This window comes from Mycobacterium barrassiae (assembly GCF_025822765.1).
Lineage (GTDB): Bacteria > Actinomycetota > Actinomycetes > Mycobacteriales > Mycobacteriaceae > Mycobacterium > Mycobacterium barrassiae.
Genome location: NZ_JACKUK010000026.1, coordinates 1 through 25662 on the forward strand (window position 1 = coordinate 1; position 25662 = coordinate 25662).

General features: G+C 62.1%; 26 protein-coding genes. 7 read left to right on the top strand and 19 right to left on the bottom strand.

Annotated elements, in window-relative coordinates; translation table 11 throughout:
• Positions 1-141: 141 nt before the first annotated feature.
• The 7 genes from H7J93_RS16430 to H7J93_RS16455 all read right to left on the bottom strand — a co-directional run bounded on the left by H7J93_RS16430 (position 142) and on the right by H7J93_RS16455 (position 6868).
• Positions 142-1389, bottom strand: coding sequence for an aminoglycoside phosphotransferase family protein (locus H7J93_RS16430; RefSeq protein WP_267307374.1), 1248 nt, complete (start codon positions 1387-1389; stop codon positions 142-144).
• 124 nt (positions 1390-1513) lie between these two features.
• Positions 1514-2491: a heme-dependent oxidative N-demethylase family protein gene (locus H7J93_RS16435; protein WP_267307483.1), complete on the bottom strand. Its 978-nt coding sequence runs from the start codon at positions 2489-2491 to the stop codon at positions 1514-1516.
• A gap of 8 nt (positions 2492-2499) precedes the next feature.
• Complete coding sequence (locus H7J93_RS16440) at positions 2500-3432, bottom strand: PDR/VanB family oxidoreductase (RefSeq protein WP_267307375.1); 933 nt, start codon at positions 3430-3432, stop codon at positions 2500-2502.
• Positions 3429-3968, bottom strand: coding sequence for a dimethylamine monooxygenase subunit DmmA family protein (locus tag H7J93_RS16445; RefSeq protein WP_267307376.1), 540 nt, complete (start codon positions 3966-3968; stop codon positions 3429-3431). The genes H7J93_RS16440 and H7J93_RS16445 overlap by 4 nt, the downstream gene beginning before the upstream one ends.
• A gap of 182 nt (positions 3969-4150) precedes the next feature.
• On the bottom strand, positions 4151-5194 hold the full coding sequence (locus tag H7J93_RS16450; RefSeq protein ID WP_267307377.1) for a linear amide C-N hydrolase: 1044 nt from the start codon (positions 5192-5194) through the stop codon (positions 4151-4153).
• A 441-nt stretch (positions 5195-5635) separates the two neighbouring features.
• Positions 5636-5935: an SDR family oxidoreductase gene (locus tag H7J93_RS29440; RefSeq protein ID WP_372507911.1), complete on the bottom strand. Its 300-nt coding sequence runs from the start codon at positions 5933-5935 to the stop codon at positions 5636-5638.
• Between the two features lie 360 nt (positions 5936-6295).
• A complete protein-coding gene (locus H7J93_RS16455; RefSeq protein ID WP_267307378.1) occupies positions 6296-6868 on the bottom strand; it encodes a TetR/AcrR family transcriptional regulator in 573 nt (190 codons plus the stop codon).
• A gap of 364 nt (positions 6869-7232) precedes the next feature.
• Here H7J93_RS16455 and H7J93_RS16460 point away from each other — a divergent pair, with 364 nt between their 5' ends.
• From H7J93_RS16460 to H7J93_RS16475, 4 genes are all read left to right on the top strand, one after another.
• Entirely contained in the window at positions 7233-7835 is a 603-nt protein-coding gene (locus H7J93_RS16460) for a hypothetical protein (protein ID WP_267307379.1), read from the top strand.
• 1 nt (position 7836) lies between these two features.
• Positions 7837-9288, top strand: a complete 1452-nt coding sequence (locus H7J93_RS16465; RefSeq protein ID WP_267307380.1) for a purine-cytosine permease family protein — start codon at positions 7837-7839, stop codon at positions 9286-9288.
• 356 nt (positions 9289-9644) lie between these two features.
• On the top strand, positions 9645-10565 hold the full coding sequence (gene speB, locus H7J93_RS16470) for an agmatinase (protein ID WP_267307381.1): 921 nt from the start codon (positions 9645-9647) through the stop codon (positions 10563-10565).
• 44 nt (positions 10566-10609) lie between these two features.
• Positions 10610-11086: an MBL fold metallo-hydrolase gene (locus H7J93_RS16475; protein WP_267307382.1), complete on the top strand. Its 477-nt coding sequence runs from the start codon at positions 10610-10612 to the stop codon at positions 11084-11086.
• A 250-nt stretch (positions 11087-11336) separates the two neighbouring features.
• On the opposite strand, the gene H7J93_RS16480 is transcribed toward H7J93_RS16475, so the two are convergent.
• Both H7J93_RS16480 and H7J93_RS16485 read right to left on the bottom strand, forming a co-directional pair.
• Positions 11337-12383 carry a UvrD-helicase domain-containing protein gene (locus H7J93_RS16480; protein ID WP_372507905.1) on the bottom strand — a complete coding sequence of 349 codons (1047 nt, stop codon included), beginning with the start codon at positions 12381-12383 and terminating at the stop codon, positions 11337-11339.
• 46 nt (positions 12384-12429) lie between these two features.
• On the bottom strand, positions 12430-14061 hold the full coding sequence (locus H7J93_RS16485; protein WP_267307384.1) for an ATP-dependent nuclease: 1632 nt from the start codon (positions 14059-14061) through the stop codon (positions 12430-12432).
• A 579-nt stretch (positions 14062-14640) separates the two neighbouring features.
• Here H7J93_RS16485 and H7J93_RS16490 point away from each other — a divergent pair.
• Positions 14641-15690, top strand: coding sequence for a hypothetical protein (locus H7J93_RS16490; protein ID WP_267307385.1), 1050 nt, complete (start codon positions 14641-14643; stop codon positions 15688-15690).
• Positions 15691-15745: 55 nt separating this feature from the next.
• Here the strand turns inward: H7J93_RS16490 and H7J93_RS16495 are convergent, their stop codons facing one another.
• Positions 15746-15943, bottom strand: coding sequence for a hypothetical protein (locus tag H7J93_RS16495; protein ID WP_267307386.1), 198 nt, complete (start codon positions 15941-15943; stop codon positions 15746-15748).
• A gap of 198 nt (positions 15944-16141) precedes the next feature.
• On the opposite strand from H7J93_RS16495, the gene H7J93_RS16500 reads away from it, so the two are divergent.
• Positions 16142-17137: a hypothetical protein gene (locus H7J93_RS16500; RefSeq protein ID WP_267307387.1), complete on the top strand. Its 996-nt coding sequence runs from the start codon at positions 16142-16144 to the stop codon at positions 17135-17137.
• 170 nt (positions 17138-17307) lie between these two features.
• On the opposite strand, the gene H7J93_RS16505 is transcribed toward H7J93_RS16500, so the two are convergent.
• Positions 17308-17757: a hypothetical protein gene (locus tag H7J93_RS16505; protein WP_267307388.1), complete on the bottom strand. Its 450-nt coding sequence runs from the start codon at positions 17755-17757 to the stop codon at positions 17308-17310.
• A 452-nt stretch (positions 17758-18209) separates the two neighbouring features.
• Between H7J93_RS16505 and H7J93_RS16510 the strand changes: the two genes are divergently transcribed.
• The gene (locus tag H7J93_RS16510; RefSeq protein WP_267307389.1) at positions 18210-18827 is read left to right on the top strand and encodes a hypothetical protein; all 618 of its coding nucleotides are present in this window, start codon (positions 18210-18212) and stop codon (positions 18825-18827) included.
• 24 nt (positions 18828-18851) lie between these two features.
• Here the strand turns inward: H7J93_RS16510 and H7J93_RS16515 are convergent, their stop codons facing one another.
• The 8 genes from H7J93_RS16515 to H7J93_RS16550 all read right to left on the bottom strand — a co-directional run bounded on the left by H7J93_RS16515 (position 18852) and on the right by H7J93_RS16550 (position 25659).
• Positions 18852-20156, bottom strand: coding sequence for a hypothetical protein (locus tag H7J93_RS16515; RefSeq protein ID WP_267307390.1), 1305 nt, complete (start codon positions 20154-20156; stop codon positions 18852-18854).
• Between the two features lie 15 nt (positions 20157-20171).
• Complete coding sequence (locus H7J93_RS16520) at positions 20172-21293, bottom strand: ImmA/IrrE family metallo-endopeptidase (protein ID WP_267307391.1); 1122 nt, start codon at positions 21291-21293, stop codon at positions 20172-20174.
• 24 nt (positions 21294-21317) lie between these two features.
• The gene (locus tag H7J93_RS16525; protein WP_267307392.1) at positions 21318-21647 is read right to left on the bottom strand and encodes a type II toxin-antitoxin system RelE/ParE family toxin; all 330 of its coding nucleotides are present in this window, start codon (positions 21645-21647) and stop codon (positions 21318-21320) included.
• Between the two features lie 433 nt (positions 21648-22080).
• On the bottom strand, positions 22081-22863 hold the full coding sequence (gene istB, locus H7J93_RS16530; RefSeq protein ID WP_172800689.1) for an IS21-like element helper ATPase IstB: 783 nt from the start codon (positions 22861-22863) through the stop codon (positions 22081-22083).
• Positions 22864-22865: 2 nt separating this feature from the next.
• Positions 22866-24107 carry an IS21 family transposase gene (gene istA / locus H7J93_RS16535; protein ID WP_013470988.1) on the bottom strand — a complete coding sequence of 414 codons (1242 nt, stop codon included), beginning with the start codon at positions 24105-24107 and terminating at the stop codon, positions 22866-22868.
• A 265-nt stretch (positions 24108-24372) separates the two neighbouring features.
• Positions 24373-24597, bottom strand: a complete 225-nt coding sequence (locus tag H7J93_RS16540; RefSeq protein ID WP_267307393.1) for a hypothetical protein — start codon at positions 24595-24597, stop codon at positions 24373-24375.
• Positions 24598-24817: 220 nt separating this feature from the next.
• A complete protein-coding gene (locus H7J93_RS16545) occupies positions 24818-25093 on the bottom strand; it encodes a cytochrome C oxidase subunit IV family protein (protein WP_267307394.1) in 276 nt (91 codons plus the stop codon).
• On the bottom strand, positions 25093-25659 hold the full coding sequence (locus H7J93_RS16550; protein ID WP_267307395.1) for a cytochrome c oxidase subunit 3: 567 nt from the start codon (positions 25657-25659) through the stop codon (positions 25093-25095). Before H7J93_RS16550 ends, H7J93_RS16545 begins: the two co-directional genes overlap by 1 nt.
• Positions 25660-25662 lie beyond the last annotated feature (3 nt).

Sequence of the window (25662 nt, forward strand, 5' to 3'; positions counted from 1 at the left end):
GACGCCAGGCTCCCGCCCCTCAACACACGCACGCCAACTGCTACAACATCCAAACGCCCCCGCACGGGACGTAGACCCCCTATGGCCGCTGAAACACTTGACTCGACCTACAGCCAGCTAGTTCGTGGGACGGGCTGTCGGCTACCGCACGCGGAGCAGGTCGTGGTCCTCGATGGCGGTGAGGATGCGGCGCAGCATTTCGGCGGACGTCTGCTCGGGCTGCATCTCCGGCAGGATCTTCGGAGGGTAGAGGGTGGTCGTCCACATGGCCAGCGCGCCGGGTAGCTGTTGTCGATACAGTTCCCATGCCTGTGCCCTTGGCGGGGCTTGGCCTCCTGCGTGGGCAAGATGATCAAGGTAGGTGTCCAGGAGCGCGTTCTCCCACTCACGCCGCTGCTCGACGCTCAGTGCCGAGGACAGTGCGTAGGACAGATCGCGCGACCAGTGGCCCGCCGAAATGCATTGCCAATCACACAGTCCCATCCGGCCGGTACCGGTGATGTACCAATTGCCCAGGTGAGTGTCACCGTGGATCAGTGTTCGTGGCAGTCTGTCGTGCGCATCGACTGACGCCTCGAAGCTGCGCCACAGTTGTTCGCCGCGTCCGACCAGTGGAGCAGGCGTCAAACCCATTTCGTCCGCGCGACGTTGGCCGCGTAGGTGGTATCGGCGGATCATGGAGATGGCGCCGGTGGCCTGCCACCACTGCGGGTACGTGCGCAGCCAGGACGGGCGTCGACCGTCGGTGAGTTCCAGCTTTGCGCCCTGTGCATGAAGTTCGGCGAGTTGGACGACGATGTCGTCGGCCTGCTGGCGCGTTATCGCAGTGGTCGGTGTGCAGAAGGTGGCCGCGCGGGTGGCCACCAGATCCTCGAGCAGGTGAATGGCGCGGTACGAATAGTGCTGCGTGGCACTGTAATACCCGTGCGGCGCTTCAAGTTCGAGTAGCGGCCGCAGCCTGTTGTAGAACCCGGCTTCGGCCGGTGCGGTGCCACTGAGGCCGTTGCTGATGCGAGTGACGAGTGTCGGCGCGCTCTTCACGAAGAGGGTGTTGGGCAACCTATCGGTGTCGCTGCCTGCGGAGTAGTGCAGCAGTATTCGCGCACGTACTGACGTACCGGACGAATGGCGTTCCACTGACAGTGCTTCGACTCGTGCGCTACCCAGGTGTGGGCGTAGCACGCGGTTCAGGAAGGTGGGGGTGATGCCTTCGACGCGACCGGGGACCGTCGCATCTGTCCGCATCGGCTGCCGTCGCAAGCGGTCCACCACCGTGGTTGCCGCCAGCGGCCCGAGCGCCCCCGCCAGCCTCAGCAAGGTACCGACGGACGGCGGGCCGCCAATCGCAGGCGGGGCGCCGACGCGATCGTGGCTTTGCGCGCCCGTCATGAGGGCATGGACTCGGTCCACGCTTCGCGTGCCTGCATGCCGGTACGGTAACGCATCCTAGGTGCCGGTAAGCCCACTGAGGCTACTTTGCGGACTCTATGGGCCTTCGGCCCGTCCGGCGGCGCTAGCCGTGGCTGTTCAACCAGGCGACTGCGCGGTCGCGATAGCTGATGATGCCCTTGTAGTCGGCCATGTCGTCGGGCAGTTCAGCCAGCACCGTCGCGGCCCGTACACGCCAGGCCGGAACGGTGGCCAAATCGACGAACGGCAGCATGTAGGTGCGGATCAGGAAACAGATTGCACCCGACTCGGGGAGCCGGATCAGGTGCTGCACTTCGACCCGTAGGTGCACCAGGCGACCGAACGTGTCGTCGTCGACGGTCTGGATCATCACACGGTCCGGACCCCACTCGTGGTAGAGCTCGGTCGAGACGTCGAGGCGCCGACCGATGGTGAGAGTCCAGTTGGTGCGCCGGTAGGTCTCCCCCGGCTGCAGCCGCATCAAAAACTCCCGCGCCCGGGTGATGACCCCGGTTTCGCGCAATCTAGGTACGGGGCCGTGGATCTCGAGGAACGTCATGCCGACGTCGAAGCCGAATGACCAATCCGCGGCGAAGGTCACCACACCCGCATCGCCGAACAAGTCGCCGTCGCGCTGGTCGAGCAGCACGATGTCGTCCTGCACCTGGCTGGCGATATAGGCCAGCGGCTCGGCCGGCAGCGTTGATTCGTCACCCAGCACGAAATCCTGTGTGATTCCGAGCCTTTCGTTGCGCCAATGCCAGGTGTCGCCGGTGCGGGTCAGCGACATGATTTCCGGATAAGACTTGGCCATCTCGCCCATCAGGGTGAGCATGGTGTCCCAGCACGCGACGCGCATGTGCGGCAACGCGGCATAGCGGCTGGGGTCCCGGGCCAGTATCTGCTCCCTCTGCACCAGTTCGTGTTCGTACTCGCTGTCGATGTCGATGATGCGCTCACCCCACTGACCTGCGGGCGTAGGGACGGCGCTGCCTGCGGGCTCGACGTTGGTGCTGTAGCGGTACTGATCGGTGGGAAACGGGAACGGGAACGTCGCCACCAGATCGGCGGCGGACACCAGGGATGCGGTCACAGCTTCAACTCCAATTCGGTTGAGGCCACGCGGGATACGCAGGCCATGATGGCGTCACCGGCAGCCTTGTCTGCGTCGGTCAGGTACATGTCGCGGTGTTGGACCTCCCCGCCGGATACGGTGAGCCGGCACTCGCCACACACCCCCTGGCGACACAGGTTGGGAATCGCGTGGCCGGCGGTCTCCAGCGCCTCCAACAGTGAGACGCCTGAGTCGACGGTGATGCTGGTTCCCGAGTTCGCGAGCTTCACGGTGAACGGCTCGCCGGGATCGAGGGCTCCGACTCCGAAGCGTTCGACGTGGATACGGCTCTGCGGCCAGCCGTTGTCGACGGCTGCGGCCACCACATCGTCGATGAACGTCGTGGGTCCGCAGAGATAGAGGTGGGAACCGAACGGTTGTGTCGAGAGCACGTCGGGTAGCGCGGCCAGGAAATCGGCGCGCTGCGTGAAGACGCGGGCGGCATCGATCAATGCAGCGATGTCGTTGAGGTGGGCCCCACGACCCGGCCTGTGCAGGTACAGCAGTTCGGCCTCTCGGCCCCACTGCCGGGCGCTGCGCAGGTGCGAGATCATCGGTGTGACACCGATTCCGGCGGCGATCAGCAGGTGGCGGCGCGCCCGAAGGATCGGGGCGAAGGCGCTGCGCGGTGGCAGCACTGATACCGGGTCGCCCACCTGGAGGGCGTGGATCCACCGTGATCCCCCGGCACCGTCGGGTTGTTCGAGCACCGAGATCTCGTATTGAGTGGGGTGTACCGAGTCTCCGGTCAGCGAGTAGGCGTTGGCGACGCCGCCGCACTGCATCACGATGTGGCTACCGGGGGTGAACGACGGGAGCGTTCCCCCGTCGGGTCGGGCCATGGTCAGACTGCGGACATCGGCCATCGAGTCGTCGATCGCGGTGACGACGAGATCGAGGGCGGTCATGCCGTGGCCACCGGACGCTCGGCGTCGACCATGAACCCCAGATGGGCGCCCTGTCGCCGCGAAACGTGGTAGTACACGAGCAGATTGCGCTCACATCCGTTGCACACGATGGTGTCCTCGAGGGGCGCCGTCACGCCGGTGCGTTCATCGCAGTGCACGCAGAGCACGGTGCGCTGCTCGACCTCAGTAGTCGCGAAGGTCATTTCGTCGTCGGCGACCTCGCATCGCACCGCGTGGGCCCGCACCTGCAGGCATTCGTGGGCCGGACCCGCGACCATCAGCCGCCAGCCGACGCGCGCGTGCGTGAGGTCGGCGTCGACCGCCGCGACGGCCGCTGAAGCGTCACCGACGTGATGGACCGTGACCTGCGCGTTGGGGCGCGCGGCTGTGATCTGCACGCACCAGGTGTCGACGACGGCGCCGGCTTCCTCTCCGATGGCCACCACCGTCCAAGCCGAGCCCGACAGGTCGGCGTCGGGCAGCGTCGGTGTCACCGTCCAGGGCGGCACGCTCGTCAGTTCCAGGGCGGGTTTCACGTATGGACACCTCCAGTTGACGTGGTTCACCCATAGGGAACCAAGGTCGCGTTTCAGGAACGTGAAACTGGTGTCTCAGACATTTGAATCTCGACCCGTGCGCCGACTGCACGCTTGTTTACGGTGCTTCTCGGCCGATGCGTGCAACAAGCGTGCAGTCGAGGGCCTCGGGGGGACGCTGCCTATCGTTCCTGCGACGCGGTCGTGGGCTTCGCCGCGGCGGCCGCGAGCTCCTGCAGGATCTTCAGCGACAGGAAGGTCATCGGTCCCTTGTCCACGAACTTGTCGGCCACGTTGCCTGCGATGCCACCCTGGACGGCGAGCTCGCTGACCAAGTCGAGCTTGAGTTGCGGGCTGCCCTCAGAGAAGTCGAGGTCGTCGAAGTCGACCCACACGATGTTGGGTCGGGTCGTCGACTCGTACACGTACCGCTTGTTCGTCAGGTCCAGCACCACCTGCCAAATCGTCTGCGAGGCATCGGGCTTGCCCGGATCCGGGATGCGAAAGGGCTGGGCGCAGTTGCGGATCACCGAAAACATCGCGGCGATGGCCTCCACTTGACCTGCCGGTGTGGGCAGCCGGCTGGCGTAGTAGCTGGCTCGGGCGAACCGGTCGCTTGCCAGAGTGGACCCCGGCAATGGGGCGTCGCCACCCAGGCCTTCGTAGCGCTTCGCCAGCTCGAGCTGCTTGTCGAAGGTCGGTGAATTCGTCATGACCCGAAAGTCCCTGCTGTGGTACACCTTTGGCTGTCCGTCGAGGTACTCGATGATCACCGAGTCGCCGCTGGCATCGTCGAGGGCGAGATGGATCGTTGGAGGATTGCCCCCGGTGGGATCGTCCATTTGCACTACCTGCACGTTGGTTTCGGCGATCCACTGCACGGCCTCGGCCACGGTCGCGAAGTTGTCCAGGAAGTACTGCAGCCAGATGGCCTGGCTCAGCTGGGTGCGGGAGTCGTCGGGCGTGCCATAGGTCGACTCGGCAAGCCACAGCACGTGCCCGGCCAGGCCTGCCTCGTTCATCCCGTCGACAGAGATGATGTCGAAGGCCGTCGCGATCACGCTGCCGTACTTCGAGGTCCACGTGAGCTCGCCCCTGACGCCGTCGTCGCGCGCGATGCCACGGGGCTGCTTCCAAAGGTTCGTCATCAAGTCCTTGTGGAAGTCCATGTTCCGGCCCACCAGGACCGCGTCGCCCGCATCAGGCCAGATCACTCGTGTGCACATCTGTCCCAGCTTATCGACGGCGCCGCCAGCGCTTGGCGATATTCTCGACGCGACGAGATGTGGCCATGACCACGTCTGGAATTGACGAATTCATGCCGTCAGCACCCGAGTTGCGAATGCGACATTCCGATGAGAACCGACGGTGGGTTGTAGCTTCTCAAATCCGGTGTCAGTCGCGGCGTCCTGACCTGTCATGATGCGTGTCGGCTCACGCGATGCCATCGAGCGCCTGTCTCAAACTCGTGTCATTTCTTCAGAACGCCGCTAACCATCCCCTTGGCGAGCAGCGCCCCTCTCGCTGTGCTCTTGCCCTGCTGCGCCCGGCCTCACCGTGCGACAAGCTGGGTCGACTTGCCGACCCGAGGCGATTGTGCGCGCCCGCGCGTCATTGGTGCGCACTGACCCCGATACCGGTCGACTGGGGAGCCGAGCCTAGCTCGGTTAGAGCAGTACGCCTCCGCCATCGACAACCAGGACATGACCTGTTATGTACGTTGCAGAGTCGCTCAATAGCCATTCGAAGGCACCAGCGACGTCCTGTGGTGTCGCCAGCCGGAGGAACGGACGAGTCGTAAGCCGCACCTCGTCGAGGATCTTGCCTACTGTGCGCTCACCCGGTTCGAGGGCGGTGTTTCGCCGACGGTTTACGTCTGCTTGTGCGTCCGTTGCGACGGGTCCAGGAGCAACTGCATTCACGGCGATTCCGCGTTGTCCATGCTGCCGGCCTGCCTGACGATGTATGCCGGCGTGAAGGGCGAAACTTCCGAACGGTCACGAGGACTGGCCGTCTGGGCGAGGAGACTGCTAACGACGCCTACGTCGTCTCCATCGGTAGACCTGCTGGGCCGTTCCGCGATTTCTATTAACCTCACGAGGAACGCATCGTCCAGCCTGTCGGCTCTAGCTCTTACGCATTCTTAGGCCCGCCCTTCTGTATCAATCGGTGCGCCGCCGTGAGTTAAGAGACGGACGGGCCGGAAGGCGCTCGACCGAATCCGAAGGCTCCGGATCCGTCACGCAACGGCCTCTAGGATCTCTCGTCAGCGAGCAGCTGGCGTTGGGATGTCGCTACCACCGGCACCGGGACTTCGCTCAGCCAGTTCACGTAAGAAGGTCTCGCACCGTCGCTTTGAGCGCGGCGCGACAACGGTCGCGAGTTTCCGCCCCGATGAGCCATTTGGAGATCAGTCCTCCCTGAAGCGCAGTGAGGACCAGGGCGGAGTGATCGGCGTCGACTCCCTTCTTCACCGATCCGTCGAGAACCCCTCTCGAAATCTCAGCGGCCACTTGCGCGACCCAGTGGCGTGACGAGTTGGCGACTCGATCGGCCAAGCTTTCATCAAATACCGCGGCCGCGGTGAGTTCGTTCCAGACAATGCTATTTTCGCGGACACGTTTCTTAGGGGCTAAATCGCTGAGCAGCATCGACTCCACAGCATCCAACCCGGTGCGAGATCGCATAGTCGCGGGCGATACCGAGCCCGCGGCTCTTTCCTCGTTGTACTCCATGGTCGCGGCGAGCAAACCTGCCCGATTCTCAAAGTGGTAATAGACCAGCGAATTGGTAGCGCCTACAGCCTCCGCAACGTCTTCGACTCGAAGCCCGTTGACACCTCGACGCGCGATAACAGACCACGCGGCCCGCAACATCTGCTCACGCTTTGACTTCGCCATTTGGCCAAGATAACAGCGCAACTAACCGTCGGCCGTCATTGCATTACACCAGTTCGCGAGCGATGGCGCGTAGTGTGCTCCCCCGACCGCCGAGAGATTTCATTGAGGTGACGAGATGGAGGTACTCACGGTCCTGTAACTCTCTGGCGTAGAACATGATTCAATGCCGCGCTCGCCCTTCGGACGTACGCCCGGAACTAGGTCACGATGCAAGTTGTCGCGCCGCGGGCGGACCAGCGGAGGGGAACGGGTCATCACCGTTATTGACATCCGTTAGGTCGGCGCCTACAGTCCGCGTGTCAGGAAAAACTGACTGTTACCTCAGTCAGTATTTTTGGTTTTCAGCGCCGAAGGATGACTCCTAATGCTGGGTCCTGCTCCGATCGTTCCGCGAAACTTCGACGTACCGCTTGAGGTACGAACAGAGAAGTTCACGCTCAGGCCGCTGTCGTGGAAGCACTTCATGCTTGATTACGAGTGCTATATGTCGAGCGTCGAGCATCTTCAGCAGACGTTCGATCTCGACGGTGACGGCCTCTTCATCGATGGCGAGCGGTGGCCCGCTAACAGCGACGTCGAGTTCGCGTTTATCGACGCCTCGTGGTGCCAGTTCGAGTGGCAGCATTTGCGTTCGTCGTTCACATACGCGGCGTTCACGCCTGCCGAGGACAAGGAGTTAGGCTGCGGTTACATCATGCGGTCCAAGAAGCGGCCTTACTTGGTCGAATGTCAGACCTGGGTCCGCGCCGACATGCTTGCCGAACGGTTCGACCAGGAATTCCATAGTTGGTTCAAGAGCTGGGTCGAGCAGTCGTGGCCTTTCGACCCTGAAAACGTTGGCTGGCCAGGACGAGAAATCTCATGGGACGACTGGAACGCGCTGCCTGATATCGAGGGTGTGACCGCTATTAGCTCGCGAGTCCCGGCGACGGCGCACCCACGGTCGACCCATTCAGCGGACCAGTGACATGCGCCAGTCGAAGGAGTCGACGGCACCCGGGTTAGTGCGCGGGACTGACAGGATCGGCCAGGTTGAACAAGCGGGTGTCGAATACATCCCCGAGGACGCGCGCACCTCCAAGCCCCGCAACCTGATCGCGGTCTTCGTGGGGTCGAACCTGACGTGGGCGATCGTCATCTACGGCTGGTTGCCGGTTGCCCTGGGACTCGACTTCTGGAGCGCGTTCACTTCGACTGTCGTCGGGATGGTCCTGGGGTGCGTGCTGATGATGCCAGTCGCAACCATCGGGCCTCGAACCGGAACCAATATGACCGTCGCCAGTAGCGCGTTCTTCGGCGTCCGTGGCCGCTTCATCGGGTCAATCCTGGCGTTCGTCATGGCCATCGTCTTCGGTGCGATAGCCGTGTGGACCAGTGGTGATGCCCTAGTAGCCGCGAGCCATCGCCTCTTGGGGACGCCCGACGGGAACTGGGCTCGTGCGCTGGCGTACGCGGTCGTGTCCGCGGGCATGATCGCCGCTGCAGTCTATGGACATGCAACGATCGTGGCCCTGCAGAAACTGATAATTCCTGTCGTCGGGGTACTCCTGATCGTGGGGGTGGTCGTGTTCGCCCCGCGCTTCAATGCGGATGTCAGCTTCGACGACTACGCGCTCGGCGGCTACTGGCAGACTTGGATTCTCTCCGCCGTGCTTGGCTTCGCAACCGCGCCTTCCTACGTCACAAGTGTCGGCGATTACACCAGAAGAATCTCGCAGCACCGATACAGCGATCTGCGAATTTCAGGTTCACTTGCGCTCGGGCTGATCATCGGCAATATCATACCGATGACCTTCGGAATGTTCACTGCTGCATCGCTATTGGCGCCCACCGATATCTACATCAACGACATGATAAACGAGTCACCCGCTTGGTACGTCATCGCAATAGTCATCATTGCCCTCGCGGGCGGTGTCGGGCAAGGGGTGCTAAACCTCTACTCCAGCGGACTCGACCTCGAAGGCATCGTGCCGTCTCTGTCACGGGTTCAAACCACGACGATCACGGCGGTGATCGCCGTCGCCCTTCTCTATATCGCAGCCTTCCTCGTTCCGGCTGTCGAATCGATCACCGCTGCAACGCTTGTGGTGAACGCGATGGCAGTGCCCTGGGCAACGATCCTCGTCATCGGCGCAGTGCGCAACCTAAAAACCGGCTACGACGTCGACGCCATCCAGGCTTTCGCTGACGGCCGACAAGGTGGGCGCTACTGGTTCACCGGTGGCTGGAATCTTGCCGCAGTGGCCGCATGGTTGGGTGGAGCGCTGTTTGGCGTTCTCGCCGTCGACACCGAGCTGTATCACGGACCCCTCGCGGGTTTGGCAGGCGGCGTGGATCTGAGTTGCATCGGTTCAGCCATCATCGCTGCAGTGCTGTACCTAGGCCTCGGAGCCACTCAATCACCGCGCGTAGCAACATAAGTCGATGATCTCGGCATACACCAGCTCGGCTTCTGGCGACTCGTGATCTCAGAGCCGTCAGCAACCGCGCAATCCTGCGGCCTATCCAGGCCGCTGAAAGACCTGGCCACCTCATCAGAAAGGAGACATGGTGCCCACCATCGAGGTGAAGGTCTTTAACAATCGGTTCACCGACTCAAAATCAATCAACGACCGATCACCGCACTGACAGAGGCACTCGGCGAAGTCTACGGAGAACAGGTGCGAGACGGGACCTGGGTGCTGTTGAGCGGCGTGCAACCGTCCCACTGGGAATTCGGCGGGGAGGCGCAAACGTGACAATCGCCAACGCAGACAACGAGGCTCCCCTCGGTCCAATGAATGCCACAGAGATCCCCCGGTACGCGGGCCCAGCGACTTTCGCCCGCCTTCCGCGTACCGACCAGGTGACCCGCACCGACGTCGCTGTCGTCGGAGTGCCATTTGACTCCGGGGTGTCCTACCGACCTGGTGCGAGATTCGGCCCAGCCCACATCCGGGCGTCATCAAGGCTGCTGCGGGCCTACCATCCCCGCCTCGACGTCCAGCCGTTCGCGGTTCAGCAAGTCGCCGATGCCGGCGACATAGCCGTAAACCCCTTCGACATCAACGACGCGATCACCACCATCGAACGTGCCTCCGACGAATTACGCGACGGTGGAACCAAACTCGTCACCCTTGGGGGCGACCATACAATCGCGGTGCCGCTACTACGCTCCCTGCACCGCGATCACGGACCAATCGCAGTTTTGCACTTCGACGCCCACCTCGACACCTGGGACACCTACTTCGGCGCCGCGTTCACCCACGGTACGCCGTTCCGCCGCGCTAGCGAGGAAGGACTTCTCGATCCCGAGCACTGCCTACACGTCGGCATCCGCGGTCCGCTATATGCGCCGAGCGACCTCCGCGATGACCGTGCGCTCGGCTTCCAACTGATCGGATCCGACGACTTCCAGATCGAAGGGCTGGCCACCGTTATCGAGCGCGTCCGCGCCCGGCTGGGAGAGGCACCCGTGTACGTGTCGGTCGATATCGACGTCCTTGACCCTGCCCACGCGCCCGGCACAGGCACCCCCGAAGCGGGCGGCATGACGAGCCGGGAGCTATTGCACTGCCTGCGAAGCCTGGTAGGAATCAACGTGGTCGGAGCCGACATCGTCGAAGTCGCCCCCGCCTACGACCACGCCGAAATCACCGGGATCGCAGCCGCCCACGTCGCCTACGAACTTATCTCGGTGATGGCGTCCAACTCATAACCAGCCAGTCTGCGGCAGGCGCCGTCGACCGTCGCGATACCGCGTTGCCCGTCGCGAAGACCTGGTTCGACGACAGACACTTCGATGGCGGCATCCGGTTGATAACCGAACGGCACGCGCATTCCTATGTGCGCTGCAACATCTGGCACATCCGCGGCGTAGATAGAGACCTCGTGGTCGACGCCGGGCTCGGGGTCTCGTCGCTGCGCGCCCATTTTCCGGCACTATTCGAAAGCGAGCCCGAACTGTTCCTTACACACGCACACCTCGACCACATCGGGGGAGCACACCAATTCACCGTCTGCTACGCACACCGAGCGGAGTCGGCACACTCACCCCAACCTGGATCACTGCGACGCGATGAACTCATTGCGCTCTTGGAACTCGACGTCGCCGAACCAGAAGTCGTCGCCATGCCTGACGTCCTAATCGACGCCCTTCCCGATCCGAACTTCGATGTTCACGGGCCAACTCGTGGGCTCGCGGCCTTCCGTTGCGGCGGGTTCAGTTTCACCGGCTAACCAACTTGGTAAACAACTAGGGGTCGTTTGTTAATTTTCGTTGCATCTCGACAAGTGGTGGTGGTGTCGAGATGCAGCGAAGATTGACAAGACACGCCTGACTACTTTGACAAGACATCGGCGTGTCGCGAAGGCTTGTTATTCTTCGCTGCAAAAGGCCAGTTCAGCGCGGTTTGAGCACCTCAGGTGGGGCGCGTTTTCGAGCAAAAATGCCTGTGGCCCTCGATGCGAACCTTGAGCCAGTCCGTGGTCAGCTGCCGACGATACCTTTGTCCGGCGTCCATACGGGAATGCCAGAGTCCTTGGGAGGCTTGATGATGAACCCTACGCTGTGCCGAGCCCGAGTGACCGCTACGTAGAGATTCGCTGCCTGCTGGTCATTTAGCTTCTTTGCCTTGGTTATGAGCTTGTCAATAGGGCCGGTGGGATGAATCAGGACTCGCGGTCGCTCCAGTCCTTTGGCTTTGCCCCAGTTCAGGCACTCGAGGTGGTCATACTGCTTGCCGCTTGCCTTGCTGCTACGCAGAAGAATTGGATGATGGCGGGCGTCATACTCATCGACATGGTCTGGTGCGATCAGGAAGATCCCATCGTGGTCGGTGCGAACTGTGTTGAGCGATACCGTCGGTTCGAATCCCCACTCGGGACCGAACAATGAATCGGCGAATGCTGCGATCTCTGGTGCGCATCGCCAAGTTTCGCGTCGTTGCTCGATGGCCAGGCGCCCGGCCTGTTCCTGCGCCTGAAACCATTTCCAGATTTTCATGTACATGAACGGCTTGTGTTTGGCTTCACGCTGGTTGGTGGCCAAGATGGCCTGACGAATGTCGCCGACCATCTCGAGGGTGACCGTCGATGCCATCAACAGGTCCAGGATCTCCAGGTCATACCCGCACAGATCCTGGACCTCATCGATCATGATCCGGTCGTAGACCCGTCGGAGTCGCTGCAGGCAGGTCCCCTCCCCAGCCTGATTGATGCGCACCGCCAACTCCGGGAGGTGCACGCGCCTGACTTCGCCATATTCATTGATGTATCGCTGCCAGCCACCAGCGGCTGAGTAGGTCTGGGGTGGGCTGTCGAAGTCGAAACCTTCGACACGCCTGCCCGGAAACATCAAGGGGAGGAAGGGGTAAACGAAATTCTGAAGCAGGAATGAAAACCAGCCACCAACCTCGATATGGGGGTGGTCACCGGCCAGCCGGTCCAACCTGGTGGAAAGCTCGCGCTGGTTATAGTTCGTGTAAGTGAGGACCAGGATGCGCTCGCTCGGATCCGCCGCTTTGCAGGAATCCACCAGTCCCTGGGTCTTTCGGGATCCGGCGACCGCGAGCGTGAGCCGATTACTGGGCTGAGTTATCAACGAAGGCAATCGCTTCAGTGATGTAGCTCGGCGCATTGAGCGTCTTGTCGCTCTCCAAGATCCTCAGCGCACCCTCGGTTTTGTTGTTGTCCATCCAGGTGGCTAGGACCGCCTTCGCGGTGATTGCCAGCACCTTACGTACCGTCTTCTCGTCGTTGGCGTGCACGATCTGAGGCTCTAGCGTGTTGCCCTGACCGAACGCTCCGATGAAGACTCCGCGGTCATCGTTGAGATACTCGGCGAGGTCCTCGAGTAGTTCGGCCGGGTCGTTTCCGTCGTTGTCGCGCAGCACAGCACATCGCGTCCCGAGCGCCTGAACCAGCCGCAGGCAATGCTTCAATGACAGTGCACGCATACTGATTACGTCGATCCCGTCATCAATGGGTCGCCGGCCATCATGTGTATTCATATAGAACCGTTCGACGACGATCTCGTCGGACGGCCCCTCGACGAGGATCAGCCGCCCGGCCAAAGCCATTCGCAGTGTGTCGTATCCGGGCAACTTCTTGAAGTAGGCGACGGTATCCGCTGGGAGTGCGCCGAGCGCGGTGATGCCACTTTCTCCGACCAGTTGCAGGCCATCCAAACCGATCCGGTTGAGGACGTAGGAGCTGTGTGTAGTTATAAGTAACTGTTGATCGTCGCCGGCGAGATCGGCGATTCGGGCAAGTAGCTTGTTCAGATTCGTGTGGGAGAGGTGGTTTTCGGGCTCTTCGATCATCACCACCTGTATCGCCGACGCTGTACGTCCCATGGCCAGCGCAATTTTGATCGCGGCCTGTTGGCCTTGCCCAGAAAGCAGGAACGGGACTGCGGCGACATGCGGGATCACGCTGGAATCCCAGGCGCCACGGCCCGTCTGATCCATGGCGAGCTCTAGCGGTTTATCGTCCAGTGGCCCGGGCAGCTCAGCCATCTTTTCGTTCACCGCCTGCAGGTGCGGGGACGCCAGTGTGTCGCGGTTGGCGCGCACGGCTAGCGACACCTTCGCCTTATCGGGGGCCTCGAGGTGATCGTTGAGGATCTGTTTGAGGTGGACGTCCATCCCACTGTTCGATCGGATGGTGCGCGAATCAATGACGGCAGTCGTCAGCTCCTTCGGACGTGCTGTCAGCGTCTTGTTGGAGAACGTGCGCCAGTCCACGCGGTAGTACTCCACAGGCAGCGACGACGGTCCATCAGCATCTGCGCCCAGTCCAGCTAGGTAGGCCTCGATCTCATCGCCGTAGTCGGGATCGGGCTCAACTCTCAGGCGGATGCCCGCGCAAGCCCTAGTCGGCTGCTCTGAATTATTGGCACCGAACAGATTCCGCTGGAATTCATCACGGTCGTAGAGAAATACTTCGATTTCGATCGCTGGTGGCGCCGGTGTCTCACCCTTGGCCCTCGCGGCGAAGAACTCCTTCACCACGGGGGCGTTGAACCAGAACGGATTGACCTCGTCACTGGCTAGTCGTCCATTGATCCGCCCCGTCAGCGCCAAGGTGATTGCCTCGAGCAGGGTCGACTTCCCCGCGTCGTTGTCACCGACGAGAATGTTCAGGCGTTGGTGGGGCTCGAAGTTCAACTCGCGAAACTTGCGGTATCCCAGCACCCGCACACGCTCAATCACCGATTGTCCCCAGTCTGTAGTTGCCGCGATCTCGCTGCACGACCGCCCATACCGGCGCGCCCATTTCAAGTATCAACTCAACTCTTGATAGGAGCCGTCAGAGCTCAGGGCGTGTCCGGGTGAACCTGCGGCAGCCAACGATCCCACCGCTTTGCAGATGGGTTTCGAATTGCGAAGCCATTTGGAGGGCGGCGACAACTTCCTGCAACACGTGACGGCGGTCGGCGAGCGCTGAGCGTGAAGAGCGGGTAAGCGGAATACTAGGACGTCGGCGAAGGTGGCCGGTCGAGTCGTGCTGGCCAATCACCGACGGTCTGCGGCCGCGAAAGCGCGCTTCGCGGAGCAGCAATCAGCCAAGTGCTGATGGCTCGCTGGGGTGTTACACCAATTTCCGACGAGGAACTCAGCGAACCTCTGCCCGGGTTCATCTTCGTGGAGGCGCGGTTGTATTGGAATGCCGCCCGCTCCATGATGCAAGCGACGCCGACGGTGTTCGCCGGTTGGCGCGGCGTCAAAACTAGTGGCACCGGTGCCGACCAGCACGTATTCTGGTGCTCAACAAGGGTGTTAGGAGGGTAGGTGGGCGGCAAGAGTCCAAGCGCCGACGACGTCGCCTCTTTCGAGTACGACCTGGTCGACAGCGCAACAGCGTTCCTCACCCGGTCAGTCCAGACGATGGGCGACGACTCCACAGGCCACTCTGCACCGTTCGCGATCGCTGATCTGGCGACCGCAGTCGAGGTTCTGATGAAGGCCCGCCTGATCCGCCACGACTGGGTGCAGGTGTGTACGAACCTAAACAAGTGGTCGTTCAACGACCTGAAGAACGGTAACGCGAAAACCGTTGCACCAGAAGAAGCTGTCGACCGACTAGCGAATGTCGCCGGTGTCAACATGGACCGACACAGCCGCGACATTAAGAGTTTCGCGCGCCTGCGTAATCGCGCTGTGCACCTCACCTTGACTACGCAAGGGGAACAGCCCCTCGGCGTTCAAGCCGAGTATGGGCGCGCCTTGGACTTCGTGCTGTCGTTTCTCGGCGCCGAGTTCCGCGGGCCGGACATCGGTGACGACATCGCCGCGGCCGTCGATGAGGTCATAGAAACCCTCACTACCGAGGTGGGCCAAATACACGCGTTAGTCGATGCGCGGATGGCCAGTTTGGCCGACGAGCTGGGGCGCGCCGAGGTGCGGCTAGTCTGTCCTCGCTGCGACCAGCCGGCACTGTTGCTGGTGCATGACTCCACGGCGCGCTGCGCGTTCTGCCTGTGGAGTCCTGATGATGGACGCACCGCCGCCGAAGAGTACGTCGATATGGTGTTGGGTCGGTCCCGATACGAGTCAGCTCAGGACGGCGAACCCTATCCGGTCGAGTATTGCCTCGACTGCGGGTGCGAGGCGCATGTGGAGGGGCTAGAGCCTATTTCAGACGATAGGCCAAGCCTGCTGCAGCAGATAACCGACGATATCGTGCTCCCGGCTTACTGGGGGTGCTTCAGTTGTGGAAGGACAGCGGATTCAACTGGCCTCGATCGATGCACTCGCTGTGGCACTCTGACCGCAGTCAGCACCGGTGGTGGTGTTCCTATCTGCACCGACTGTTTTGCCGGGATCGTGTCTACCGGCTGATCTCGTGGGCTCATCGGGTCCAGGCACCGTATGTCTCCGCCCAGATTCTCATCGGCTATGGGCGCGGGTGGTCATCGCCGTCATGGGTACGACGGGTGAGTATGCGCAGAGCGCGGAGTGCGGCATCGCGCCGGCGCTGGGTGCCGGCGAAGGCGGCCGTCATCGCCAAGATAGCCCTGGTGGAGTTATAGATCAGCGGTGGGAGCACAACGTAGTCGAACCCCGTCACGGCGTCTCGGATGAAATCCTGCATGGGTCTGCCTTTCGCGCAAAGCGGTCTCAGGGCGAGTCGACCTGGCTGAGCCAACGTCCGGCCACTCCCCACCGCGCTAAGGTGAGGAAAACGCCAGTTGGGGACGGGTTCGCCGGAATTCCGGCGGACGGAAAACGGGAGGGGATCTCCACAGTGGAAGGCAGCGGGGTGGACGGCGCAGGGTCAGCCCGGGCGCGTTTGGCTGCCGAACTGCGAGGCCTTCGCGAAGCGAACGGCAAGCGAACCTACGCATCGATCGTCAACCGCGCGCAGACACATCACCCTTCGATCCCACTCAGCAAGAGCAGCGTCGGCGAGTGGCTAAGCGGACGCGCGGTGCCATCTCCGGCTGGAAAACTCACTGCTCTTGTGAAGGCGATGACCGACAACGCGCCGGACCCGGCGCTCGTCCGCTTGCACCGCGCTGCGCTTCTCGAAAAGCGCAGCGCAACTGGCAGACGCCGGACCGCAAGCCGGCCGGAGCCAGCGCCAGCACCTCCACCGAGCCATATTCCTCGGCTGGACGCAGTCCACTACGCCGACTCGGATCGCGTCTACGACCTCGTGCTCGGACGGGGCAGTGAGCTGGCGGCGCCGCGCCTCGACTGGGACAGTCGCCGCGGCCCCGGACACGTGAAGTTTCGTCGAATGCTCGTCGACGAACTCGACAAAATCGCTTTGCAGGCAAAGCGATTCACTCCCGAACTGAATCTTCGTCAGCTCACCGACGGCGATCTATTGATCTTCGACACCCAGGTACGGACGCGCAATGGGGTATCTTCCGGACAGAAGGTCAAGCTCACGGGTGACCTCAATCGCGACCCACACATCTATATTCAAAGACGCAGAGTGCGGATCGTAATGACGCTGAAACCAGAAATGATTACCACCGACACAGCGTTCGGCTACTTCGGCGAAGGCACCACCCGGCTCGCTGATATCTGCCGCATCAAGTATCGGGTTGCCGGCGACGAACTGGCGCGGATGCCAGAAACCGACAAAGTGCAGTACCTCGCAACGCCTCTCGTACTTGGCACGGTCGACGTCTTCAACACTCACGCAGACCTCCGTGCAAGTCCCCTATTCGAGACCATCGACATCGAGGAGGACGCTATGCAAACAGTGGGGCCGTGGGTATACGTCTCGGACGGCGAGGCTTCCTCTTCGCGGGAGAACCTTCGCTCGCCGGAGTGAGACTCGCATGAGTCCCGGAAACGTACAAGAGTGCCCTCGTGCTGAGACCGCGCCGTGACCGGCACAGCGGCGGCACTGTGCTCTCGGCGCTCCGGGTTCGGTACGGTGGCGCTCATCGCGGCCAACCGTCAACGACGCAATCGTCAGGGCATGTGGCTGCAAGAGTCCAATTAGTCGTGCAACGTCTCAGACGGCAGGGCCAACGTAAGCGCGCTATCGAGAGCAGCGATCGTCGTTCGGAGGCTTCGGACGGTTTTTAAGTGTAGTTCGGCGGTTTCCAGGGCGGCGTCGCTTGCGGCAGCGGCTGCTGCGCGGGCGTATTGCGCTATGGCCCTGATGGTTTCGCGATCCTGCGGAAGTTCATTGGCCGGATTGTTGGGCCGCGTGCGGATTCTGTTGAGAAAGTTTCTGGCCGCAGAAAGCTCTGGGTGTCTGTTTGAGAATGCGACCAGGTCGCCCCATCGAAAGAGCTTCCTGTTGCCGCTGGTCTGGGCCGGCAACGGGTCGTCTTCTCTTGCGGCCCATTTTGTGATTGTGGTGGCGCTGATGCCGGATCGGTCGGCCAGCTGCCGCGCACTGAATTCGTCAAGATCGTCTGGCCACCGAGTTACGTCGTTCATATGTGCACACCTGCATAGTCTTGCGCGTGTCGTCGTTGCTCACTTGTGCGCATGTGACAGCCTACCTACATGGTGCTCCTGGCCACGAACATCGATCGGATCTTGGCCGGATCTCGCGTTGATGCCCGTGGATTGTGGGCTAGCGAATGCAAGATCTGCGCAGATGGATGGTGGTTTCGGCGGTGCCGCGGCGTCTCAGACACCGACCTTGAGTTGAGCATATGGCTCGGCAATCATCGTCTGGTGACCGGTTGCCCGACCGGCCTACGGCCTGACGCCGGAGGTCACACGTGTGCACTTACACGCCATCCGGAGGCCCGTCCAGGCATCGGCAGCCCGCGACGGGATGGTCGGACCCAGGCTTCGCGGGCAGTGCACGGCGGGTGTTCGATCTCGTTGTGTCGACCTGCTCGCGTCCTTGCCGCCCGACAGGTCGACAGGGTACGTGACGCGTGACTAGCCGCAATGATCTCGAGGAACTCATGCGTGCCGATCGGCTCAACGCTTGGCCTGTCCGCTTACGCATGTGCCGGATGTTTGGCTCGCGCGCGTGGTGGTCGGTTGTTCCCAACGCCGATGAGTTGGCGCGGCGTGACGCGCACCCGGTTCGAGCAATCAAGCGGCTCGATGTGGCAGCAGTTTTGTTGAGTCTTCCGATGAACTTGCCGGTTCCTGAGGACTCGCTACGCCCGAAGGAATTGCGCTTGCTCTCGAGCTTGCCGTCATGTCTCGTCGAGCGAGTCGACGGCGCAGTAGTGAGGCGAACGTCATCTCCAGTGACAGTCGATCATGTTGTCTTGCCGACCAAGACCTTTCGGCCGGGACTTGAGGCCGTGACAGAGTTCTCTACTTACTGCGCCAGATCGATGGTGATTCCGGCCGGTACCGATCTAACGGAGATCGAGCTTGCGGAAGCGAGTTACTACGGCGTCGGAATCTACAGGGCTGATGGCGACTCACTCCTAGAGTTGGTCGCCCCGGAGCCGATGGACGGCTGGCCGGAGACACCTGCGAGCTGGATATTCGCCGAGACTCTTTGGGATGAGCTTGGTCCGCTCGGATGTAGCTAGATTCGATACCGGCGAATGCCTTGGTCAGGCGGGAAGTTCGGCCCACGCACTGAATGCAGGCCGAGGACGCAAGGGTTTTGCGCGCCGAAGCTCCTGCGATAAGTACTCATACTCGGCAATTCGGCCTTGGCAGAACGTCTTCCAGAACGCACCTCGGTCAGCGATGCTTTCCTTCTCGGCGATGATCTTGGACCATTCCTGCCAGACCGCTACGCCGTGAGCCCGCGCATCGGCAGAGTCGTCTTTGGACAGGAAGCGGTCGATGCGCCGACCGTCACAGGCGGCACATTGACAAGTAGGGGCCGGCATACGGCCGTACTCGGCCGCGATCTTGCTGCCGCGCCACCAGCTGGCCAAACGTTTGTACAAGACCGACGGTGATTCGTCGTCGCGATTGATCGATTTGGGTTGCTCATCAGGGTCGACAGCGTGTCGCATGCTGCCTCCGCTTCCGATGGCCGCGGCGAATCCGCCGTGGCACATGACATCAAACGCGTTGAAGTCAGTGCGGAATGCCGCCACGTGGGCCGGTCCCGCGGTGAAGGCCCGCAGCGCGCTGATGCGCCGCTTGGCGTTCGAGTCGAATGGGTCAAGCTGGCTGGCCAGTATGAGCGCGACCGGAACCATGAGGTCGTTGAGTATCGTCCAGACCCGCAACGTGAGCGATGTGTCGTCGAGAATCGCCGCGTCAAACGGCACCGTGAAAATGAAATCATTGCGGCTGAGTTGCTGCGCTTGCTCGGCGGCGACTTCCAACGCATCGATACCGTCCGCCCGGATCAATCCAGTCGGTGTCAGTGCGACGTCTACGCCCAGTGCCCGCTGGTCCGAGAGGTTTTCGTCAAGCGTTTCAGCGAGCATGTCTTGACGCTCGAAGTGAAACGGCGCAGCTGTGGTTGCGACATGCCGTCGATATCCCTCTGGATCGAAGACCACGGGCGCATCGAATCCGCGCTCGGGCAGCCCCACCATTATCTCGCGCAGATTCGTCCGATTGGTCATGCGTCCACGGCTCAATACCAGGCCACTAGTCGTCTCATCGATGTAGGGAAGTACCGCCTCAAGCTGAGCACCGGCCGAGGTTTGGACGAGTATCCGATCCATGAGCAGCCCGGCTGTGCCCTCAGGCGTCCCACGTTGAATCAGCCCGGACGGCGCGGCCGAATCTCGCACTCGTGGTCGATCAGCGGTGGTGACGCGCCAACGTGGCCGCCTTGTGGGACCGTGGGCGCGCGCGGCATCGGTCGCCCCGCGATCTGCCACCGACATGGCACGCTCGGCGCTCGGCGATTTCGCCTTAACCCCGTCAGTATTCTGGGCAGCAACCATTCGGGCCTCCTTATCTCATTCTGACGCCCGGTCGGGACATTCCTCGGTCGACGCGGCCAAGGTGTACCGGACCTTGAGAGACTGCCCGACGTGGAACCCGACGATCTTGTCGTGTTGGAGCCGGCCCACGACGATTCCCGGTGACACACCGATCCGCTCGGCGAAAGCTTTCATGGCCGCGATGGAAGTCAGTCCCGCCAATTCTGGGGCGTACTCGTGCGGGATGAGCAGATTTCTGGCGAGATCGTCTGCCTCCCTCTCCTTGTGTCCATACGCGTGGCGGTCTGTGCTGCCGTCGCTGATGAACACGTCTTTCTTGCCGTGCAGCACAACGTGCGCCAACTCGTGGAAGAACGTGAACCAAAGTTGATCGTCGGTACCGAAGCGCAACGACAGCTGAACCACCGGTCGGCCGCGCACCCATCGGGCGGCCCCCGAGCAGCGCGCGCCTCGGACCTCTGGAACGAAAACCACTGCAACACCACATTCGGCAGCGACTCGCACCATCTCGTCGACAAAGACCGCCGGGTCCGGTTCGCGAGTCAACGCCCTCAGCGCGGGGAGGCTAGCGCGTAACCGCAAGGCATTGAACTCGGCCACCTCGAGATTGTCGGCCTCCAGCTCGCCGAGTCGAAGCCATGCAGCGACCGCTCCGGGGTGCGACGCGAAAGCCGGCGATTGCCGTAGCGCTGCCGCCTGTTGCCCAAGCCAAAGTCTGCGCCATGCATCAGGATCAGATACTCCAAAAAACTCCAACAGCTGGCGTACCAAACCCGCCTTGTCTCGCGATGGTGCTGTCAACATTCCTAGCTTGCGCAACGCGCTCACCGGCATCTCGGAGAGCCAGTCGGTATGGCTTTCGAGGTCCGCACGCCGCGCGACACGCGCACGGTCGTCCTGATAGAGCGCCTCGAGGTTGTTCCACGTTCGCGCTGGAACGCCGGTAACCAGTTCCAATTTCGCCGCAGTCGCCCGCGTCAACGGCGCGGCGCCGGTAACGATCTGACTCAGCGCCTTCTCGCTGATGTTGATTCGAGATGCAAGTTCGGCCTGCTTCATCCGACGCTCCTCAAGCCACTCAGCCAATGTCTCACCCGGCGCGACGGCATAGTCGGGCTCAAGCGGTTCGCTGGTCATGTTCATTTCCTCCTCTCGCTGTGCTTAGTGGGTGTCAAAGATGCCGACGACGATCATCGCCTTTGTCAAGGCCCAGTCGATCCCGCCATCGTCGGTCAGCGGAGCAGGATCCTTCGGGCGCACCAGGAGGCGGTACGGATGATCGAGATCACCCGACATATGGCCCTTCCAATTTCCCAGTAGCGCATGCCATCGCCCCGGCAACGGCAAGAGATCGACCGCACAATCGACCGCGCGCAACGCCGCCAACCGCACTGAAAGCTTTCGAGCGCGCAATGACCCAAGCTCGCGGGTCATTGCTGAACGCTTGGTCACCAAGCGTTCCAGCGCACGGTCAGCGAAGTCGATCTCCACTTTTTGTTTACCTCCTAGGTAAACAATACTAGATTCACCACGTGAACGATCGACACGACGCCCCTCGGCCTACGCCGGCCCGCTGCGGACGTCGTGCCTACGTCGTCTTTAGGAAGCTTCCTGCGGAAATCGTGGCCACGACTGATGCAGTAAAGCCATAGCGGGGCACGTCCTGCTATGCCGATTGTCGAGATGCAAGAAAGATTGACCGGACGCGCCTGGCTACTTTGACCAATCTCGGACGTGTCGCCGGAGGTTGTTAATCTTCGTTGCAAAGAGCAGGTCAAGGCCTCATGCCGACAGCGCGATCCCGCCAGACGCTGCGCCGATAGAACGCAAACATCGCCCACGCGAGGTAACCGACACGCACTGTTGACGACGGTCGAAAACTAGGCCAGAAGCGACGGTTGAAAAGTAGGCCACGTGGTCGTGGTTATTGTGCCGTGTTGTCGGCTCTGGCGGAGGGCAAGGTGTCGATCCCAGTGTCCTTGAGCCTGTAGCTGGAACCTTTGAGGGTCAGGACGTCGGCGTGGTGCACGATGCGGTCGATCATCGCGGCCGCGACGACTTGGTCGCCGAATACGTCGCCCCAACGGGCGAAGGGCAGGTTTGAGGTCAGGATCAGCGAGGCGTGTTCGTAGCGGCTGGAGACCAGTTGGAAGAACAGGTTCGCGGCGTCCTGCTCGAAGGGGATGTAGCCGACCTCGTCGACGACGAGCAGCCCGATCCGGCGCAGCTTGGCCAGCTCGGCGGGTAGTCGCCCGGCATTGTGGGCGGCCTTGAGTCGGGCGACCCAGTCCACCGCGGTAGCGAATGCGATGCGGTGCCCGGTCTGGGCGGCTTTGATGGCCAACCCGATGGCCAGGTGGGTCTTGCCGGTGCCCGGCGGCCCCAACAGCACAATGTTGCGGGTCTTGGCCAGGAACGCGCCGGTGCCCAGGTGGGCGATCATGTCCCGGTTGAGAGCGGGTTGGTGATCGAAGTTGAAGTCCTCCAACGACTTGCGGGTCGGAAACCCTGCCGAGCGGATACGGGTCGCCGCACCGGAGGCTTCACGCGCGGCGACCTCCCGGGAAAGCACCGCCGCGAGATACTCTTCGTGAGTCCAGCTGGCATCACGGGCTTGGGCGGCCAGTCGGGCGGCCGAGTCGCGGATACGTGGCGCTTTGAGCGCTTGCGCGTAGTGCAGGACGGCCTTCATCGGATCCTCGGCCATGCTCAGGCCACCTCATCACTGGACGTGACTGCGGCAGTGGTGAAGTCGACACCGAAAGCACGGTCGTAGTCGCTCAGGTCGCGCACCAGCTGATCACCGACCACCGACGGCGGGCCGGCTTGGAACTGGTGACGCAACGCCGCGGCGGTCGCAACGTGGGCCGGGTCGGTCAGGGTTTGTCGCGCCGCCCAACAGCGGCCATGGGTCGCCAACAGGCGCCCGGCCCTACTCACTCTCACCTGAGTCAAGGTGGTGCTCACGTCGACGAGTTGGCCGATCGCATTCGGATCGACGGAGTAGTCGTTGCCGGCCACCCGCACGTAGTAGTCGCGTCCCAGCCGCACCGAAGTCACTGTCTCGACGGTCGGCGACACCGGTGGCAGTGCCAGCATCTGGGCACGGTCGGCGTCGAGGAAGTCGACCGGACGACCATCCAGTACCCGCACCCGACGCCTGTTCGCGACCGGAAGCCATTGCCCCAGTTGATCATTGAAGTCATCGGGTGAGGTGAAGCTGCGCCCGGGCAAAAATGAGGTCTCCAAGTACCGGTTGGCTCGCTCGACCATCCCCTTGGATTCGGGATCATAGGGTTTGAGCTGCACCAGCCGCGAACCCAGCGTACCCATCAGCGCGGTGACCGGATCGGTCAACCGACCCCGGCGTCCTATCCCGGCCTCGTTGTCCCACCACAACTCATGCGGTATCGCAGCGAAACTGCCCGAGAGCAGCTGCCACATCCCGGCCACCAAATCCATCGTCTGACGTGAGGGCAGCATCACCGCGGCGATGAACCGGGAGAACGCGGCCACCATCACCAACACCGGCAGCATCGCCTCCTGGCCGAACCCGACCGCGATCCTGGGTGCCGGGAACCACAGGTCGCACTGCACCACCCGCCCCGGCGGATGCGCCAGCCGGTCGACCGGATCGGCGGGCAGATACTCCGGGCGGATCGCCCGGACCCGCTCCCGAAACCACGAGATCGAACCCGTCCAGCCGACCCGCTCAGCGAGCACCGTCGCCGGCAGCTGCGGATACGTCGATAACAAGGCCCGAATCCCGGGCTCCACGGCGTCGATCGCCGACGGCGACGAGGCCCGCTCGTACTTCGGTGGCCCATCGCAGGCCAGCGCACCGGCCACGGTGTCACGTGCGATGCCGAGTTGCCGCGCGATGGCCCGCTGCGACAAACCCTCACTGCGGTGAAGATGCCGGATCAACGCCCAGTCTTCCAAGGAGATCACCCATCCAATCTGATCGGGTGGCCTACTTTTCAACCGTCGCGACTGGCCGGACTTTCAACCGTCGTCAACACGCACCACACGGCATCCCGCCGCAGCCGCGCCTTCTGGAGTCACCGACTCCCTGATCCCCTGCTGTACCAGACAATCGAGAGTCTCCTTCGGCGTGGGCTAGTTCGCAGGGTCAGTCGACCAACGTTCGACATCTGACACTCTCGGGCTGAACACATGCGGTTCGGCCGCCTGGATTTGTGGTTTTCCCGCAGCATTAGTCGATGAGGTACTCGTCGTTCATATCGGCATTCACGGTGAGCGGCCTTTCGGTTATACCGATGCCTTCGTCCTCGGCCATACGGCGCTCCCAGTGAGCCTCCATCAGAACGTTCACCTCGTTTGCTTGCTCCTGGGACAGGTAGAAAGCCTTGGCTCCGACCACGGCGACTTTTCCGCATACCAGAAGGACGAGATCGCGCTGAACCGCCTTTGACGACATGAAGTGGTTTGCGCGGTGAGTCCAAAAAAGTACATGAAGAAATCACTGGCCGATGGTCCGGCACCAGCAAACGTCCGAGCTGGTATCAGCCACTGCAGCCCTAGTGAAATATGTCAATAGTGATGATGGTCAGACCACAGTTCCCTTAGGGAGTGCTCACCGGCAGAACGAGACGCCAGCGTCAAGCCGTCAGCTTGAAACGGATTGGCCGTCTGCCGCGTCACCCCAATGGACCGGTAGCGAACCAGAATCCCAGGATGATCGCCGCTACCACGAAGGGCCATGCTTCGAAGGCGGCGCGCACGGGGATAGGTGCGTTTCGCAGCTCCATGAAGTCAAGGATCACATATCTGACCTTGACCGCAGCGATCAGGAAGGTCCCGACCACCGCGAAGGTAGGGCTGACCAGATCCTTGGACAGTCCCCACGTCGTGACGCACGTAAGCACCACCAGGGCCAACCACACCCACGTGACCCGCTCGCGTAATACGGACATCAGGCTGCCTTCAAGAGATAGAGCAGGGGGAACAGTACGACCCACAACAGGTCGACCAAATGCCAGTAGGAGGCAACGGATTCCGGCACGGCGCGATGCAAGCTGTCGTAGGTGCCGCGCCGCGACCTGATCCACAGATAGGTCAGCATGCTGGTGCCCACCACGACGTGTATGAGGTGGATCCCGGTCAGCGTGAAGTACCACATGAAGAAGGGGTTGGTGCCCGGGTTGATGCCGTGCGCGAACTTATCGAAGTATTCGATCGCCTTGGACACCATGAACATCAGGCCGGTGACCGCACCCCCGAGCAGGAGAAGAGGCTCGCGGCCGATCTCATTACGCTTCATGGCCTGCACGGCGAGAGCGACCGACCAGGAGCTGGTCAACAGGATCAGCGTGTCGATGCCGCCCAGATGCATGTTGAGCGTCTGCCGGGAGGCCTCGAACACCTCCGGGTATTTGAGTCGATCCTGCATGAAGCTGAGGAACAGGATCGCGAAGATGACCGCGTCCGCGCCGATGAAGACCCACACGCCGTCCACACCGGGAAGGCGCCTGGCTTTCACACG

Bases quoted from the DNA above. Each gene is read 5' to 3' on its own strand.
- H7J93_RS16495 (WP_267307386.1), bottom strand. From the start codon at position 15,943: ATGCAGGATTTCATCCGAGACGCCGTGACGGGGTTCGACTACGTTGTG.
- H7J93_RS16455 (WP_267307378.1), bottom strand. From the start codon at position 6,868: ATGGCGAAGTCAAAGCGTGAGCAGATGTTGCGGGCCGCGTGGTCTGTT.
- speB (WP_267307381.1), top strand. From the start codon at position 9,645: ATGAATGCCACAGAGATCCCCCGGTACGCGGGCCCAGCGACTTTCGCC.
- H7J93_RS16515 (WP_267307390.1), bottom strand. From the start codon at position 20,156: ATGGTTGCTGCCCAGAATACTGACGGGGTTAAGGCGAAATCGCCGAGC.
- H7J93_RS16545 (WP_267307394.1), bottom strand. From the start codon at position 25,093: ATGTCCGTATTACGCGAGCGGGTCACGTGGGTGTGGTTGGCCCTGGTG.
- H7J93_RS16430 (WP_267307374.1), bottom strand. From the start codon at position 1,389: ATGACGGGCGCGCAAAGCCACGATCGCGTCGGCGCCCCGCCTGCGATT.
- H7J93_RS16520 (WP_267307391.1), bottom strand. From the start codon at position 21,293: ATGACCAGCGAACCGCTTGAGCCCGACTATGCCGTCGCGCCGGGTGAG.
- H7J93_RS16460 (WP_267307379.1), top strand. From the start codon at position 7,233: ATGCTGGGTCCTGCTCCGATCGTTCCGCGAAACTTCGACGTACCGCTT.
- H7J93_RS16465 (WP_267307380.1), top strand. From the start codon at position 7,837: ATGCGCCAGTCGAAGGAGTCGACGGCACCCGGGTTAGTGCGCGGGACT.
- H7J93_RS16540 (WP_267307393.1), bottom strand. From the start codon at position 24,597: ATGTCGTCAAAGGCGGTTCAGCGCGATCTCGTCCTTCTGGTATGCGGA.
- H7J93_RS16450 (WP_267307377.1), bottom strand. From the start codon at position 5,194: ATGTGCACACGAGTGATCTGGCCTGATGCGGGCGACGCGGTCCTGGTG.
- H7J93_RS16440 (WP_267307375.1), bottom strand. From the start codon at position 3,432: ATGACCGCCCTCGATCTCGTCGTCACCGCGATCGACGACTCGATGGCC.
- istB (WP_172800689.1), bottom strand. From the start codon at position 22,863: ATGGCCGAGGATCCGATGAAGGCCGTCCTGCACTACGCGCAAGCGCTC.
- H7J93_RS16505 (WP_267307388.1), bottom strand. From the start codon at position 17,757: ATGAACGACGTAACTCGGTGGCCAGACGATCTTGACGAATTCAGTGCG.